This is a genomic window from Enterococcus sp. DIV2371, from assembly GCF_050498525.1.
GTDB classification, from domain to species: domain Bacteria; phylum Bacillota; class Bacilli; order Lactobacillales; family Enterococcaceae; genus Enterococcus_B; species Enterococcus_B mangumiae.
Genome location: NZ_JBIPAJ010000001.1, coordinates 1,705,156 through 1,721,053, shown reverse-complemented (window position 1 = coordinate 1,721,053; position 15,898 = coordinate 1,705,156). Strand labels below are relative to the sequence as shown.

Here is a 15,898-nt window from a genome sequence, read left to right as displayed (position 1 = left end):
AAAAAGATACTTTGAGCCAAAATCAATCGTTAATTAACAGAAAACATTCTTCGTACGAAATAAATGTCTTTACCGTGCAATCCGGCGATATATGGATCAATGAAACTAAATATTCCCTATTACGCATCGCATCAAGTATTACTGACTAGAGGCTTAAAACAGGTGAAGAACAGTACGATACAATAACTGAAAAAAGCAGGGAATATCACTACAGAACAATTAAATAAAGGTCAATGGAAGGAATGGATTCTATGATTGACAATAGGTTTTATGAAGGTTTTGAAGGAGAAGCGGAGCTTTCTTTTGTAGCTACTGATAATAAACTTATCATTTGGAACGGCTATTTTGAAACTATTTTAGATCATTTATTAGATTGTAATGTCGAAAAAAAGGGGATGGTGAAAGAATATTTTCATCATGAGGGATGGTATGATGATTCACCATGGTTGATCAAGGATAAGTCGCTTACTATTGATCAATTAAGGTGTTTCGATATCAGCAAGATCAATCAAACTTCAATAAAAGAGATATTAGAAGAAGTAGTACAAGCAATTGTTTTATTTTTAGAAAATAATTATTTGAGTACAATCTATATCAACTATGAGTAATAATTTTGGAGGTAAATGTTGAATATTGAATTATTACAAAAGAAAATTGATGATACGAAGTACTGGGATATGTCAATATTGGATATTCAAACTCAGTATTTTAATGACGAAGTATACATTTTTATAGAAAATGATGAAGAAACTTGTTGGAAAATTTGTTTTTTATCTTGTTATAAAGTTAGTTATGAGACCGACTCAAATTGGCGAAAGATAGATAACGTAAAAGAGATGCGAGGGGGACAACTTGGCTATGATGGACAAGATATCTCTTTGAAAAAATATGAAGGAAATCAGAACTTCGTGGAATGTTTCCTTGATCTATCGATTATGACTATGAATATCGTTTGTAAAGATATTCAGGTGAAAAAATTAAATATGGAAGAAAATCGATTCTTTTGGCAAGAAAGATCAATTTGAAATAAATCCTCTGGTTTCTAACGAAAGTTAGAGGATCGAGCAGTAACGAATCAACCGATTTACCAACAAGAGCAATCCACGTAACTATTTAAACTAGGAGGATGCACATGTATAGACTACTTTCCGTAGAAGAATCAGTAGCTACACGGAATTTAGAGTTGGAAAATTTAGATACAGCTACAATTGAGTTATGTTTTGATGATTCTGCGGTTACTAGTTTTAAAAATTTTGATTTTATGAAAATAAATGATGTATATGATTGTAAAATTTTTCTTTTTGGTGAACAAGATGGTAATGGTGAAAAATTTCAGTATATAAATGATGTTTCAATTGGTAGAACAGTTTTATCAGAAGTTGCAAACGAAAAAGGGGATGTGTACTATATCAATAAAATTTCTGCAAGTGAGTCCTTTAGTAAACAAAAAAAGTTAAGTTACAAATATACTCGAAAAGATCTTATTCAAGTGAATACTATTATTCATGTAGCTTTCGAATAATGCTATATTTAAACATTTTGACTGATTGCTCTCATATAGAAGAAGCTTGAACAGTAAAAGATGAGTTCACCTATAAAATGAACGACATAAATCCCCCTTCTCATCCGTATGTCTCTAACATAGATTTTCGTTATAAGCTATGCTAAACTAGCAAAGACGAAAAAAGTGGAGGAATGAATGAATGTTTACGAATGAAATGAAAATAATGTTATATGTCGATGACGTTGAAAAAAATGCTACGTTCTGGCAACAGATTGGTTTTGTGGAGCTGGATCGTCAAGAGATGGATGGTACGTTGATTATTGAGATTGCACAATCGAAAGATGCTGATACAGCGTTTGTCTTATATGATCGTGAATTCATTGAACAGCATTCACCAGGAACTGCTAGTGGCGCACCTTCATTGATGTTCTATAGTGAAGGGATTTTTGATCTATACAAAAAGATGCAACAATTAGAAGTGACATTAGGTGATCTGGTTCAACTAGGGGAAGAATATGTCTTTAATTTTGCAGACCCTGATGGCAATTACTTTGCTGTGACTGGAAAATAAATTAGTAAGAATGAAGTGAGGACTCCGGCTGGAAATTTCAGTCGGATTTTTTGTGACCTTAGAAATATAATTACAATAATTATTTTATGTAAACTGCATCTTGCGCATAATTACACAAGCAGAAAAATCGTCATTTCATTTAGACTTCTTTATACTATTATGGAATGAATTGTAGGAAGGAAGTAACTAAATGGATTACCAAGTACTATTATATTATAAATATACAACGATCACTGATCCTGAACTTTTTGCGAAGGAGCATCTTGCTTTTTGTAAATCTTTGAATTTGAAAGGTCGTATTCTTGTCGCAGAAGAAGGAATCAACGGCACGGTTTCTGGAACAATTGCAGAGACTGAGGCATACATGGAAGCGATGTTAGCAGATGAACGTTTTGCGGATACATTCTTCAAAATCGATCCTAGCGAGGGGCATGCGTTCAAAAAAATGTTCGTTCGTGCGCGTCCTGAACTGGTTTCGTTAAAACTAGAAGAAGATATTGATCCAAAAGAAATGACAGGGGCTTATTTGTCACCGAAAGAATTTAAAGAAGCGATTCTGGATGAAGATACTGTTGTCATCGATGCACGGAATGATTATGAATATGATCTTGGTCATTTTAGAGGAGCGGTTCGTCCGGATATTCGTAGTTTTAGAGAACTGCCACAATGGATTCGCGATCATAAAGAAGAATTCATGGAAAAACGTGTCGTGACTTACTGTACAGGTGGGATTCGCTGTGAAAAATTCTCTGGTTGGTTAGTGAGAGAAGGATTCAAGGACGTAGGTCAGTTACATGGTGGTATTGCGACATATGGTAAAGATCCAGAGGTCCAAGGGGAGCTATGGGATGGCAAAATGTACGTTTTTGATGAGCGTATCGCGGTCGACATCAACCATGTTGATAAGCAGATTGTTGGTAAGGATTGGTTTGATGGTACGCCATGTGAACGTTACATCAACTGTGCAAATCCAGAATGTAACCGTCAAATGTTAGCATCCGTTGAAAACGAAGAAAAACATTTAGGCTCATGTTCCGTAGCATGTGCAAAACATCCACATAATCGCTATGTCAAAGAAAGAAATCTTTCTACAGAAGAAATCGATGCACAATTAGCAGCGTTTGCTTAATTCGTTTTTTTAAAACTTAAAATAGAAGGTTAGCGACCATAAAATAAAATGAGAGTCATGAAATTTGTTTTGCAAATTTTCGTGGCTCTCATTTTAGCCTGAAATCAAGCGGTTGTTCCTTTAGCAAAGCGAAAAATGTTGCTACCTTTGAGGGAGAAATTGAGCTATAATCAAATGAAAAGGTGGTGTTATCATGAATCAACCATTTGTTTATGCAATCGGTGATGTCCATGGAAGTTATGATCTTTTTCAAAAATTACTGACGTACTACGATTTACGTATCCATCAATTAGTGTTGATTGGTGATCTAAATGATCGCGGGCCAAAAACAAAAGATTGCTTGTTGTTAGGCATGAAGTTAGCAAAAGAGACGGGTGCGGTCTATTTGCGAGGAAACCATGAAGAATATTTCTTACAATTTCTCCAGGACCCTGAAGATTGGTATCCATCTTATTTACGAAACGGTGGAAGAGAAACAATGGAGAGTCTCTTACATCCAGGTGCAGCAGAAGAGTATTCACCGACGGAGATCGCGATGATGATCCGTTCAAGATATTCAGAACTAGTTGATTTTTTATGCAATTTACCTTTATATTACGAATGGAAAGATTATCTTTTTGTTCATGCAGGTGTTGATTTAACAAAAAAAGATTGGCAAAAGACAAGTCCTAGTGATTTTTTATGGATCAGGGAACCTTTTCATGAGCGAAAGAATTTGACTGGTAAGACGATCGTATTTGGTCATACGATCACTCCATTGCTCCATGGGGATATGCAGACGACCGATTTATGGATACGAGATCAGAAAATAGGAATCGATGGTGGAGCTGTTTTTGGTGGCTCGATGCACGGTGTTGTTTTTGATCAAACTGGAATTATCCAAGATATCGAGTATCAAAACAATCAAGGTCCATGGCAACCTCGTTATTGACAGAAAAGGGCTGGAGAGCATTCTTATCCAGGCCTTTTTAGTTACATTTAGAAATACGAGAATCTATGATAAAATAGACCAGAATGACTTTTTTCGATTCTTGCTATTTATAAGTATAACCGGCAGCAATTATCGATTTTGACTTAGAAAAGAGGCTATGTAATGACAGACAAAATAAATCCAACGATTCTAGATCTTGTAAAAAAAGAATTGGCAGATTATCAAGCAAAGCAGTTATCGACTGTTTTAAATTTATTAGCAGAAGGCAACACGGTGCCATTTATTGCTCGTTACCGCAAAGAGATGACCGGAAGTTTAGACGAAGTACAAATTCGTGAAATCGAAGAGCGCTATGCTTATTTGGAAAATCTTGAGAAACGTAAAACAGAAGTTTTGCGTCTGATCGATGAACAAGGGAAATTGACACCAGAATTACAACAAAGTATTACGCAATCAGTGAAGATGCAGCAAGTAGAAGACTTGTATCGTCCTTACAAACAAAAACGAAGAACGAAAGCAACGATCGCCAAAGAAAAAGGCTTAGAACCGTTAGCCACTTGGTTATTGACGCTTACGTCGGCGGAGGTTTTGGCTGAAGCAGCGAAATACGTCACTGAGGAAGTCCCTACGCCGGAAGAAGCATTGCAGGGCGCACACGAAATCATTGCGGAGCAAGTCAGTGACAATGCAAAATTCAGAACATGGGTCCGTTCATATACGTACAACAAGGGTCTTTACGAAAGTACGGTCAAAAACAAAGAAAATGACGAAAAAGGCGTATACGAAATGTATTACGAGTTTTCTGAACCTATCCATAAAATCGTTTCGCATCGGATCTTAGCTACTAATCGCGGGGAAAAAGAAGAAGTATTGAAAGTCAGTTTAACGGTTGATGAAGCTGCAATTTTGACTTACTTGGAAAAACAATTGATTCATGATACAACTTCCCCTTCTGCTAGCTATGTTCGTTTAGCGATCCAAGATAGTTATAAGCGATTCATCCAGCCAGCGATTGAAAGAGAAGTTCGTAATGAGTTGACCGAAAAAGCCGATGAACAAGCAATCGCTATATTTGGTGAAAATTTACGTAACTTGTTGTTACAACCTCCTTTGAAAGGAAAAGTTGTCTTAGGCTTTGACCCGGCTTATCGTACAGGTTGCAAATTAGCAGTCGTTGACGCGACAGGTAAAGTGTTGGCGATCGAAGTGATCTATCCGCATAAACCAGCTAATCAAGCAAAAAGAGCCGAAGCAGGGCCTGCATTTGTAAAATTGATCGATCAGTATCAAGTGGATATGGTTGCGATCGGTAATGGTACTGCTAGTCGTGAATCGGAGTTGTTTGTTGCGGAACAATTGAAGTTAGCCAAACATCAAGCTTTTTATGCGATCGTCAATGAAGCAGGCGCTTCTGTCTATTCTGCGAGTGATATTGCTCGGAAAGAATTTCCAGAGTTACAAGTAGAAGAGCGTAGTGCTGTATCGATTGCAAGAAGACTACAAGATCCATTGGCAGAATTAGTGAAAATCGATCCTAAAGCAGTCGGAGTCGGACAATATCAACATGATGTTTCTCAAAAAAGATTAGCCGAACAGTTGGACTTTGTTGTTGAAACAGCTGTCAACCAAGTAGGGGTGGATGTCAATACGGCTAGCCCTCAGTTATTGCAACATATTTCTGGACTTAATAAGACGACTGCACAAAATATCGTAACTTATCGTGAAGAGCAAGGGGCTTTTGCTTCTCGGGTGCAATTGAAGAAGGTCCCACGTTTAGGACCAAAAGCATATGAACAAGCCATTGGTTTCTTGCGTGTACCTGGTGGCAAAAACGTGCTTGATAATACCGCGATCCATCCAGAAAGCTATCCAGTAGCAAAAGAAATCTTAAAGGCGAATCAACTATCTGAAAAAGATTTAGGAAGTAAAGAAGCCATCGAAAAATTAAGTCAGCTTTCACCGCAACACTTAGCGAAACAAGTACCGGTTGGTGAAGAAACTTTGAAAGATATTTTAGAAGGCTTGACTCAACCAGGAAGAGATATGCGGGATGAAATGCCTGCACCGCTATTGCGTTCAGATGTATTGAGTATGGAAGATTTGAAGCCGGGTATGGAATTAAAAGGAACGGTTCGGAATGTGATCGATTTTGGCGCATTTGTTGATATCGGTGTGAAACAAGATGGTTTAGTCCATATCTCCAAATTAAGCAATAAGTTTGTCAAACATCCAACTGATGTCGTTTCGGTCGGTGATGTAGTGACTGTGTGGATCGAACAAGTGGACACGAACAAAGGGCGCATCAGCTTGACGATGCTTTCGCCTTACGAGGAAAAAGCGTGACACAAGAAGAATTACAGGAATTGGTCGAAGAGGTTTCGTTGACCAGCTTCAATCGTCCGTTCAGTCATGAAGCAAAGTTCAATCAGCGGTTGAAAACAACCGGCGGCAGGTATCATTTGAGCGATCATCACTTGGATTTTAATCCGACAATGTTTGCGGCAACCAATCAAGAAACGATTATCGGGATCATCAAACACGAGCTGTGCCATTACCATCTCCACTTGACCGGAAAAGGCTACCGTCATCGTGATGCGGATTTCAAACAGTTATTGGCAATGACCGGTGGGTTGCGCTATGCACCAGCAACCCCTTCAAACCGAAGACAAAAAATTGAAAGCTATCAATGTCAACGTTGTGCCAATTGGATCTATCGTAAAAGAAAAATCAATACAGATCGCTATTTATGTGGACGTTGCAGAGGACGTTTGGTATGGAAAGAAACCACGTATTCGAATGTTGAGTAATGCATGAGGAGTGAGAGAAATGACAGATGAACAAGCAAGAAACGCTGACTGGAATCGTTTATTGGCTTTTTTAGCAGAAGCTGATCCACAGAACTATTCGGAATTAAAAGCCCCAATGCTGATTTTAGCTGGGAACTGTTTACCTGTATTAGCAGATGAAGCGGCAAAGGCTTATTTGAACCAGCAAATTGACCAAATCGTTTTAGTCGGTGGGATCGGACATGCGACGAAGTATCTCTATCGAAATTTCGAGAAACAAGGGTATGATTTTGAACCAGGATTAAGTGAAAGTGAACTTTGTGCCAAGTATCTTATTGAAAAATATCAGTTACCTGAAGAAGCCATGCTATTAGAAACGAAATCGACAAATAGTGGTGAAAATGCTTTGTTTTCCTATGAGTTGTTAAGCAAACTTGGCTCGTTACCTGAGCGAATCTTGTTGATGAATGATCCTACTTTGCAACGACGAACAAAGGCAACTTTTGAGAAAGAATGGGGCAAGACATCGGTAGATTTTTATAATTATGTGCCGATTCTTCCTCAAGTGACAGAAAGTACCAAGGGATTCAGTTTCTCTGATCAAAGACTAAATGACTTATGGCCTGCTGATTATTTTCAAGCATTGGTGTTAGGAGAAATGGTTCGTTTGAAAGATGATGCCCAAGGATATGGTCCCAATGGGAAAGGGTTTATCGGTCATGTCGATATCCCAGATGAAGTGTGGTCTGCTTATTTACGTTTGATTGCGATCAATGAAAAAGCATCGCTCAAAAGGTGATAGGAAAGCTGATAGTTAAGTAATAGAGGATCATCCGAATAAATTTGGTTGAAATTTTTTATCGTTTATAAGATAATGGGTTTCGTGTTGAATGTATGAATAAAATAATGGATGATAGTTAAGAGAAGAGGATTCAAATGAAAAATCAAGAAAACTTGTACCACTTTGTTGGTATTAAAGGCTCAGGAATGGGCTCGTTGGCACTTGTATTACATGAAAAAGGGTTAGATGTTCAAGGATCAGATATTGAAAAATATTTCTTTACTCAAAGAGATTTAGAAAAAGCCAATATTCCGATCTTGCCGTTTAATGCAGAAAACGTGAAACCAGGAATGATCGTAATCGCGGGCAATGCATTTCCAGATTCGCATGAAGAGATCCAACGAGCAAAAGAGCTTGGGTTAGAAGTGATCCGTTACCATGATTTTATTGCCGATTTTATCCAAAATTATACGAGTATCGCTGTCACTGGTTCCCACGGGAAAACAAGTACGACAGGTTTATTATCTCATGTATTGACAGGTATTCGTCCCACAAGTTATTTGATTGGTGACGGTACTGGCCATGGTGATCCAGAGGCAGAATTCTTTGCTTTTGAAGCATGTGAATATCGTCGTCACTTTTTGGCTTACTCACCTGACTATGTGATCATGACGAATATCGATTTTGATCATCCTGACTATTACACAAGTATCGATGATGTTTTCTCTGCTTTCCAAACGATGGCAAAACAAGTGAAGAAAGCGATCTTTGCTTACGGAGATGACGACTATTTACGAAAATTAGAAGCAGATGTGCCAATTTATTATTATGGTATGAATGAAGATGACGATATCCAAGCAAGAAATATTGAACGTACGACCACTGGTTCAGCATTTGATGTGTTCCATGGGGATGAATTTGTTGGCCACTTTACAGTTCCAGCATTTGGAAAACACAATATCTTAAATGCTCTTGGTGTCATTGCTGTTGCTTACTTTGAAAAATTAGATGTCAAAGAAGTGGCGGATGAAATGTTGACATTTCCTGGTGTGAAACGCCGTTTTAGTGAAAAACTCGTGGCTGACATGACAGTCGTTGATGATTATGCTCACCATCCAGCTGAAATCAAAGCAACGATCGATGGCGCGCGTCAAAAATATCCAGATAAACAAATCATTGCGGTCTTCCAACCACATACATTTACTCGTACGATTGCCTTGATGGATGAGTTTGCGGAAGCGTTAGATTTAGCGGATGAAGTATATCTATGTGATATCTTTGGTTCTGCCCGTGAAGAACAAGGGGACGTTAAGATCGAAGACTTAGGCGCAAAAATCAATAAAGGCGGTCAAGTAATCAAAGAAGACAATGTTTCGCCATTGCTAGACTATCATGAAGCAGTCATTATTTTTATGGGTGCTGGCGATGTTCAAAAATTTGAACAAGCTTACGAAAAATTGTTGAGCAGTACGACGAAGAACGTTCTTTGATCATTTAACGGAAAAAGAATTTAGTGTCAAAGAGGTTGTCTTGTGACGGCCTCTTTTTGCGTTTAGTTGCGGATGATTTTTTCTCAAAGCTCGTCTGTTTCTTTTTTAGTTATTGAATCTATCCGGCGTAGTTAAAAAATCTTAAAATATCCAGACAAAATACGACCGGTTTTTGTTCAATTGTGGTATAGTTCTCGATAAATAACGTATGGCAATTCATGCGCTGACTTACATAAGTGAAAGACATAAGCATGTTCTGTAACTTGCGTTTTTTGTGTGATTTGGTACAATTGGTACGAATGAATAAATAAACTGGAGGGTTTAAACTTGAACATAAGTAAACCGCGTAAATTAGGAAAAACAATCAATGAGATCGAGGAAGGTGACTCGTTATCTTTAACAGAATCAATCGAAGATAACCAGTTATTATTGTATTTAGGATTAACAAATGATGCCAACCCTTTATATATCCAACATGATTTTGCACAGAAAACGGAATATCATCAACCAATCGTTCCATCTGTGATGTTAATGGGAATCATTACAAGTGCAGTGTCTAAACACCTGCCTGGTCCAGGTTCTCATGTGGTGAATTTTTCAGCTAATTTTGTCGAGCCGGTTTTTCATTATGAAACATTGACGTTTCAGTTTGAAGTCATTCGAGTGGATAAAATGAAAAATGTCGTGACTATTTCAGTGGAGGCAGCAAATACACAAGACAACCGTGTGTTAGATGCCGTAGTCATGGTCCAACCACCAGAATTAGAGCAAGAACCAACTCTTGAAAGTGAAGGTGAATAATATGAACAATCAAATTATTTCAAATAGTATCAACCGCTTTTATGCGAAAGTCTACGGATTTTTAGGAATCGGTCTAGCGTTAAGTGCGCTTACTTCTTATCTAGCGATCCAAGTCTTTCCATATCAAGTAGCAAGCTTTATCAACAACTTCCCATTAGGTTTTATGGGATTATGGATCGTCCAAATCATTTTGGTGTTAGTTTTAGGCACGAAAGCTCAAAAAAATCCAAGCTTAGCCATTGGCGGATTCGTCGCATATTCCTTGCTGAACGGTCTCGTTTTAGCTGTCACGTTAGCTTTCTATGATATTGGAACGATCACGACTGCTTTTATCTCAGCAACAGGGATGTTTATTGGGATGTCAGCGATCGGGATGTTTACGAAAAAAGATTTGACAGGTGTTGGTCGTGCGGGAATGGCAGCATTGATCGGTGTGATCATCGCGATGGTCTTGAATGTCTTTATCTTGAGAAGTAGTGCAGTTGAACTGTTTATCTCATTACTACTTGTAGTGATTTTTGCAGGAATCACAGCTTACGACAATCAAAAGATCGGTAATGTTTTTGTCCAATCAAATGGACAAGCAAATAGTGGCGTTGCCGTATTCTTAGCACTTCAACTATATCTTGATTTCATCAACTTGTTCTTAGCGTTCTTACGAATCTTTGGACGCAATAACTAAGCAATCAAGAAACATGGTGTAAGAGATAAAAATAGTGAATAACGAGAGAATCCACAGAGTTTGATGATCAAATTCTAGTGGGTTCTTTTTTTGTTCGATTAATGGTTTAGAAACCATTCTCAATTTTCTGTCTTCCGCCTTAGTGCTGACCGCTTTTCTCACAACCTTTCCCTTATCCGTTTTTTCTTTTCGCATTCTTAGGCATTCTTTGTTAGAATGAGAAAGAACTTTATAGTAAGGAGTTAAGCGGATGACAAAAAATAAATTATTACTCGTTGACGGAAATAGTGTGGCATTTCGTGCATTCTTTGCGCTGCACAATTCGTTGGAACGTTTTAAAAATCGTAATGGGTTACACACAAACGCTATTTATGCCTTTCATAATATGTTTGAGAACGTCATGCAAAAAGAACAGCCGACGCATGTTTTGGTTGCTTTTGATGCAGGGAAAACGACATTTCGAACAGAGATGTATGCTGAATACAAAGGTGGACGTTCAAAAACACCGGGAGAATTCAAAGAACAAATGCCTTATATCCGTGAACTTTTAACTGGACTAGGCGTGAAATATTACGAGCTGCCAAACTATGAGGCGGATGATATCATCGGGACCTTAGCAGAAAAAGTAGATAAAGAAAAATTTGATGTGGTTGTCTTGTCAGGTGACCGAGATTTGACACAGCTGGCATCAAAAGAAATCAAAGTCGATATCACAGTGAAAGGTGTAAGTGACATTGAAAGCTATACGCCAGAACACGTAGCAGAAAAATATAATGGACTTACACCAAATCAAATCATCGATATGAAAGGGTTAGCAGGTGATGCTTCAGATAATATCCCTGGTGTAACTAAAATCGGCGAAAAAACAGCAATCAAGCTGTTGAACCAATATGGCTCAGTTGAAGGAATCTATGAGCATATCGATGAAATGAAACAAAGCAAGATGAAAGAAAATCTGATCAATGATAAAGAGCAGGCTTTCTTATCAAAAAAATTAGCAACGATCGATACCGATGCACCAGTGGAAGTCGATATTGATTCTCTTGCATACCAAGGGAAAGATTTGGAAAAGTTAGTGCCTTTCTTCAAAGAAATGGATTTCAAACAATTCCTTGCTAAATTAGATGTTGTCGAAGAACAAGCAGAGATGAAGGATATTTTGTTTGAAGTCGTCCATGAATATGATGAAAGCATGTTCCAGACGAATATGGCTTTATATGTTGAAATGATGGGGGATAACTACCACACGGAAGACATCGTTGGTGTTGCTTGGGGAACATCAGAAAAAATCTATGTCACAAATGACTTAGCGATTTTTGAAAATGAAGCATTTCTTTCATGGGTCGGGGATAAGACGCGTTTGAAAAATGTCTATGATGCGAAACGCACGTATGTAGCATTGAACCGCTATGCGACCAAACTACAAGGAATCGATTTCGATGTCTTATTAGGTGCTTACTTATTGGATACCAATGAGAAAAGTGACGACATTGAAGGTGTTGCTACGCATTATGGCTATCATGATATCCAATCGGATGAAGCGATCTACGGAAAAGGCGCGAAGAAAGGATTGCCAGAAGATGAAGAAGTTTTCTTTGCTCACTTAGCACGGAAAGTTTCAGCAATCAATGGGTTGACTCCTAAACTAAGCCAAGAACTTGCAGAAAAAAATCAAGAGGATCTTTTCCGTAAAATGGAATTGCCTTTGTCGATCATTTTAGCTGAAATGGAGATCAGCGGAATCAAAGTGGATGCCACACGTCTACAAGAAATGAAAATCGAATTTTCAGATCGTTTGCGAGAGATCGAGCAAAAAATCTATGAAGAAGCTGGCGAAGAGTTCAATCTGAACTCGCCAAAACAATTAGGTGTGATCCTGTTTGAAAAAATGGGTCTACCAGTGATCAAGAAAACGAAAACTGGCTATTCAACAGCTGTCGATGTTTTAGAACAATTACGTGAGCAAGCACCAATCGTGGATGATATTTTGATCTATCGTCAAATCGCTAAAATCCAATCGACCTATGTCGAAGGCTTGTTGAAAGTGATCCAATCGGACGGCAAAGTCCATACTCGTTACGTTCAGACATTGACACAGACAGGTCGTTTGAGTTCGGTCGATCCTAACTTGCAAAATATTCCGATCCGTTTGGATGAAGGGCGTAAGATCCGTCAAGCCTTTGTTCCGCGAGATAAAGATTGGTTGATCTATTCTTCTGACTATTCACAGATCGAATTACGTGTGTTGGCGCATATCTCAGATGATGAGCATCTAAAAGCTGCCTTTTTAGAAGGGCAAGATATCCACTCAAGTACTGCCATGCGTGTATTTGGGATTGAAAAGGCAGAAGATGTGACACCAAATATGCGACGTCAGGCAAAAGCAGTCAACTTTGGTATCGTTTATGGGATCTCTGATTATGGTTTATCGCAGAATCTAGGAATCACTCGTAAAGCAGCACAACAATACATCGATACTTATTTTGAAAAGTATCCTGGTGTGAAAGAATATATGGAACGAATCGTTCGTGAAGCGAAAGATCAAGGTTTCGTGGAAACTTTATATCATCGCCGTCGTTATTTGCCGGATATCAATTCAAGAAACTATAACATTCGTTCATTTGCGGAACGTACAGCGATCAACACGCCGATTCAAGGAAGTGCGGCGGATATCTTGAAAATCGCCATGATCGAATTGGACAAACGTTTGAAAGAATCGAACCTCCAAGCGACGATGTTACTTCAAGTACACGATGAACTAGTATTTGAAGTGCCAGAGAGTGAATTGGAAATGTTAGATAAATTAGTGAGTGAAGTAATGGAACAGGCGGTCGCCTTACATGTCCCATTGATTACAGACAGCAGCTGGGGCAAAACATGGTATGAAGCCAAATAATTCTATACTGTTACACCGATAAACAAACATCGAGGGAAGCTCTTGGGTCGGTTTCGTTCGATTCAAGAGCTTCTTTTTTCGATAAAAAAGAACGTGGGAGTTCAATCAAATAAGTAAAAATTGCAGGTGAGAAAAAGCATGCCCGAATTACCAGAAGTTGAAACGGTCCGCAAAGGATTAGAGAAATTAGTGAAAAACAAAAAAATCAAAAACGTCCAAGTGTTGTGGCCGAGAATCATTGAACAACCAGAGGTGCCGATTTTTGAAGCAACCTTGGTTGGGGAAACCATCGAAGCAATCGGTCGTAGAGGGAAATTTTTGATTTTTCATTTAAGTCATTATGACATGATCTCTCATTTACGTATGGAAGGAAAGTATCAATACGTTGAAAACGATGAACCAATCGATAAACATACACATGTGATTTTTTCTTTTGAAGATGGCAGCCAATTGCGTTACCACGATGTCCGGAAATTTGGTCGTATGACGATTGTGGAAAAAGGTGCGAGCAATACGTATAAAGGAATCTTGAAATTAGGTCCAGAACCTTTACCAGATTTATTTTTATTGAAAGATTTCACTTTAGGTCTACAAAAATCACATAAAGCCATTAAACCATTATTACTTGATCAAAAACTTGTTACTGGTCTTGGAAATATCTATGTAGATGAAGCGTTGTGGGAAGCGAAGATCCACCCAGAACAACCCGCAGATTCTTTACGTCCTAAAGAAATCAAGCTGCTTCGTCAAGCAATCATCGATGTGTTATCTCGAGCAGTTGAAGCTGGTGGCACAACGATCCGAAGTTATCTCAATGCGTTAGGAGAATCCGGTAGTTTTCAAGTAGCGTTACATGTTTATGGTCAAACAGGCGAGTTGTGTGTGCGTTGTCAAACACCAATCGTGAAAACGAAAGTTGCGCAAAGGGGGACACACTATTGTCCAACATGTCAGAAACTAAGAATACCCAAGTAGGATTTGTGTTAGGTTTGACCGGTGGGATCGCAACGGGTAAAAGTACTGCGGCGGCTGTATTTCAGCAATATGGTTTTCCGGTGATCGATGCAGACCAAGTGGCAAGAGAAGTCGTTGAACCAGAAACACCCGGACTCCAGGCGCTGGTTCAAGCTTTTGGGAAAGAAATACTGCAAAAGGATGGTCAATTAGATCGGCAAAAACTTGGCCAATTGATTTTTGGTTCTGTGACCGCTCGTGAGCAATTGAATCAAGTATTGGATCCATTTATCCGCGGGAAAATCACTGAAGAAATCGTGAAAAACAAAGCAACACATCCGTTGGTGGTAGTTGATATTCCATTATTATTTGAGGGACATTATGATGCTCAAATGGATGCTGTTGCAGTCGTTTATATTCCAGAATCCCAACAAATCGACCGATTGATGGCACGGAATCAACTAACGAAGCAAGAAGCAGAACAACGGGTCAAGAGCCAACTATCCATTGAGGAAAAGAAACGTCGCGCAGATATTGTATTCGATAATCGTCAAACAAAAGAAGATTTATCGGACGAAATCAAAAAATGGTTGTCGTTTAATCGCTTTCTTTGAGTAAATTGCAACATTTTGCTATGCTATTTATATAAAAGAAAGAGGGGGAGATGATACGATGGGTACATTCAAAAACCAAAAAGACAAGGTAGTAGGTTCTGCGAAAGAAAAAATTGGCGAGATTTTCCATAAAGAAGACTTGCTGGAAAAAGGACAGATCCAAGCGGAAGAAGGGAAGATCCGTGAAGATGAGTACCGTGCTAGAATTGCTGAATTAGAAGATCAACATGCTGAAAAAGAGTCAAAACGACAAGATTTGACTAAAGAACGTCAAGATCCTGAAGAAATTCGTAAAGAAAATCAAGACCCCCAAATGGATCATCGCTCAACAGAACAAAAGATCGAAGAAGAGCGTATGAAACGATACACCGGCATTGAAGAAAAGCTGTAAAGCTTTTTAGAAGTCAAAATGACACAGAAAATCAAGAAGAAAAGAAACAGACTGGTCAGACCATGACCAGTCTGTTTTCGTTTGTCTACAAGAAAACACAGCAAATCTTTCACATCATGCGTTTTTTTGACTAGGACAGTCGCATTGTGGAATTGTTTCATGTTATACTAAAAGCAGTAATAAGAAAACGTTTATTACGATCCACTTGATCTTTTCTTAGAGACTCCGTGGATGAAAAAATCAACAGATACTCAGCAATGAGGTTGTGAAAAGTACGTTGACCTGAGCAGTAAGTTAAAAATTGAAAAAATTCTTTTCATATTTTATAATTTTTAAGCTTAGTGTTGCAACTCAGCGTTTTGAACACC

The 15,898-nt window shown here is 38.4% G+C and carries 16 protein-coding genes; all 16 read left to right on the top strand.

The features are described from left to right. The first annotated feature begins 233 nt into the window (after window positions 1–233). The 16 genes from IGL24_RS08095 to IGL24_RS08020 all read left to right on the top strand — a co-directional run bounded on the left by IGL24_RS08095 (window position 234) and on the right by IGL24_RS08020 (window position 15,530). Window positions 234–608, top strand: coding sequence for a hypothetical protein (locus tag IGL24_RS08095; RefSeq protein WP_429968426.1), 375 nt, complete (start codon window positions 234–236; stop codon window positions 606–608). 15 nt (window positions 609–623) lie between these two features. After that, a complete protein-coding gene (locus tag IGL24_RS08090) occupies window positions 624–1,025 on the top strand; it encodes a hypothetical protein (protein WP_242699824.1) in 402 nt (133 codons plus the stop codon). A 107-nt stretch (window positions 1,026–1,132) separates the two neighbouring features. Then, entirely contained in the window at window positions 1,133–1,522 is a 390-nt protein-coding gene (locus IGL24_RS08085; protein ID WP_207700475.1) for a hypothetical protein, read from the top strand. Window positions 1,523–1,703: 181 nt separating this feature from the next. Beyond that, window positions 1,704–2,075, top strand: a complete 372-nt coding sequence (locus IGL24_RS08080; RefSeq protein ID WP_207700474.1) for a VOC family protein — start codon at window positions 1,704–1,706, stop codon at window positions 2,073–2,075. Window positions 2,076–2,265: 190 nt separating this feature from the next. Then, entirely contained in the window at window positions 2,266–3,204 is a 939-nt protein-coding gene (locus IGL24_RS08075) for a rhodanese-related sulfurtransferase (protein WP_207699549.1), read from the top strand. Between the two features lie 193 nt (window positions 3,205–3,397). Further along, complete coding sequence (locus IGL24_RS08070; RefSeq protein WP_207699550.1) at window positions 3,398–4,135, top strand: metallophosphoesterase family protein; 738 nt, start codon at window positions 3,398–3,400, stop codon at window positions 4,133–4,135. A 162-nt stretch (window positions 4,136–4,297) separates the two neighbouring features. Next, window positions 4,298–6,478, top strand: a complete 2,181-nt coding sequence (locus tag IGL24_RS08065) for a Tex family protein (protein ID WP_429968425.1) — start codon at window positions 4,298–4,300, stop codon at window positions 6,476–6,478. Further along, on the top strand, window positions 6,475–6,942 hold the full coding sequence (locus tag IGL24_RS08060; protein ID WP_207699552.1) for a SprT family protein: 468 nt from the start codon (window positions 6,475–6,477) through the stop codon (window positions 6,940–6,942). The genes IGL24_RS08065 and IGL24_RS08060 overlap by 4 nt, the downstream gene beginning before the upstream one ends. 19 nt (window positions 6,943–6,961) lie before the next feature. Next, window positions 6,962–7,720: a YdcF family protein gene (locus tag IGL24_RS08055; RefSeq protein WP_207699553.1), complete on the top strand. Its 759-nt coding sequence runs from the start codon at window positions 6,962–6,964 to the stop codon at window positions 7,718–7,720. A 137-nt stretch (window positions 7,721–7,857) separates the two neighbouring features. Then, window positions 7,858–9,192 carry a UDP-N-acetylmuramate--L-alanine ligase gene (gene murC / locus IGL24_RS08050; protein WP_207699554.1) on the top strand — a complete coding sequence of 445 codons (1,335 nt, stop codon included), beginning with the start codon at window positions 7,858–7,860 and terminating at the stop codon, window positions 9,190–9,192. Window positions 9,193–9,519: 327 nt separating this feature from the next. After that, window positions 9,520–9,993, top strand: a complete 474-nt coding sequence (locus tag IGL24_RS08045) for a MaoC/PaaZ C-terminal domain-containing protein (RefSeq protein ID WP_206857232.1) — start codon at window positions 9,520–9,522, stop codon at window positions 9,991–9,993. Between the two features lies 1 nt (window position 9,994). After that, entirely contained in the window at window positions 9,995–10,675 is a 681-nt protein-coding gene (locus IGL24_RS08040) for a Bax inhibitor-1/YccA family protein (RefSeq protein WP_207699555.1), read from the top strand. A gap of 250 nt (window positions 10,676–10,925) precedes the next feature. Beyond that, complete coding sequence (gene polA, locus IGL24_RS08035; RefSeq protein ID WP_207699556.1) at window positions 10,926–13,571, top strand: DNA polymerase I; 2,646 nt, start codon at window positions 10,926–10,928, stop codon at window positions 13,569–13,571. Between the two features lie 138 nt (window positions 13,572–13,709). Beyond that, window positions 13,710–14,546, top strand: coding sequence for a DNA-formamidopyrimidine glycosylase (mutM, locus tag IGL24_RS08030; protein WP_206857245.1), 837 nt, complete (start codon window positions 13,710–13,712; stop codon window positions 14,544–14,546). After that, window positions 14,519–15,139: a dephospho-CoA kinase gene (gene coaE / locus IGL24_RS08025; RefSeq protein WP_207699581.1), complete on the top strand. Its 621-nt coding sequence runs from the start codon at window positions 14,519–14,521 to the stop codon at window positions 15,137–15,139. The genes mutM and coaE overlap by 28 nt, the downstream gene beginning before the upstream one ends. A gap of 58 nt (window positions 15,140–15,197) precedes the next feature. Next, complete coding sequence (locus IGL24_RS08020) at window positions 15,198–15,530, top strand: CsbD family protein (protein WP_207115588.1); 333 nt, start codon at window positions 15,198–15,200, stop codon at window positions 15,528–15,530. Window positions 15,531–15,898 lie beyond the last annotated feature (368 nt).

Excerpts from the sequence above, each read along its gene's own strand:
- IGL24_RS08065 (WP_429968425.1), top strand. The coding sequence starts at position 4,298 with ATGACAGACAAAATAAATCCAACGATTCTAGATCTTGTAAAAAAAGAA.
- IGL24_RS08070 (WP_207699550.1), top strand. The coding sequence starts at position 3,398 with ATGAATCAACCATTTGTTTATGCAATCGGTGATGTCCATGGAAGTTAT.
- IGL24_RS08090 (WP_242699824.1), top strand. The coding sequence starts at position 624 with ATGTTGAATATTGAATTATTACAAAAGAAAATTGATGATACGAAGTAC.
- murC (WP_207699554.1), top strand. The coding sequence starts at position 7,858 with ATGAAAAATCAAGAAAACTTGTACCACTTTGTTGGTATTAAAGGCTCA.
- IGL24_RS08095 (WP_429968426.1), top strand. The coding sequence starts at position 234 with ATGGAAGGAATGGATTCTATGATTGACAATAGGTTTTATGAAGGTTTT.
- IGL24_RS08080 (WP_207700474.1), top strand. The coding sequence starts at position 1,704 with ATGTTTACGAATGAAATGAAAATAATGTTATATGTCGATGACGTTGAA.
- IGL24_RS08075 (WP_207699549.1), top strand. The coding sequence starts at position 2,266 with ATGGATTACCAAGTACTATTATATTATAAATATACAACGATCACTGAT.
- mutM (WP_206857245.1), top strand. The coding sequence starts at position 13,710 with ATGCCCGAATTACCAGAAGTTGAAACGGTCCGCAAAGGATTAGAGAAA.
- IGL24_RS08020 (WP_207115588.1), top strand. The coding sequence starts at position 15,198 with ATGGGTACATTCAAAAACCAAAAAGACAAGGTAGTAGGTTCTGCGAAA.
- IGL24_RS08055 (WP_207699553.1), top strand. The coding sequence starts at position 6,962 with ATGACAGATGAACAAGCAAGAAACGCTGACTGGAATCGTTTATTGGCT.
- polA (WP_207699556.1), top strand. The coding sequence starts at position 10,926 with ATGACAAAAAATAAATTATTACTCGTTGACGGAAATAGTGTGGCATTT.
- coaE (WP_207699581.1), top strand. The coding sequence starts at position 14,519 with ATGTCAGAAACTAAGAATACCCAAGTAGGATTTGTGTTAGGTTTGACC.
- IGL24_RS08040 (WP_207699555.1), top strand. The coding sequence starts at position 9,995 with ATGAACAATCAAATTATTTCAAATAGTATCAACCGCTTTTATGCGAAA.
- IGL24_RS08085 (WP_207700475.1), top strand. The coding sequence starts at position 1,133 with ATGTATAGACTACTTTCCGTAGAAGAATCAGTAGCTACACGGAATTTA.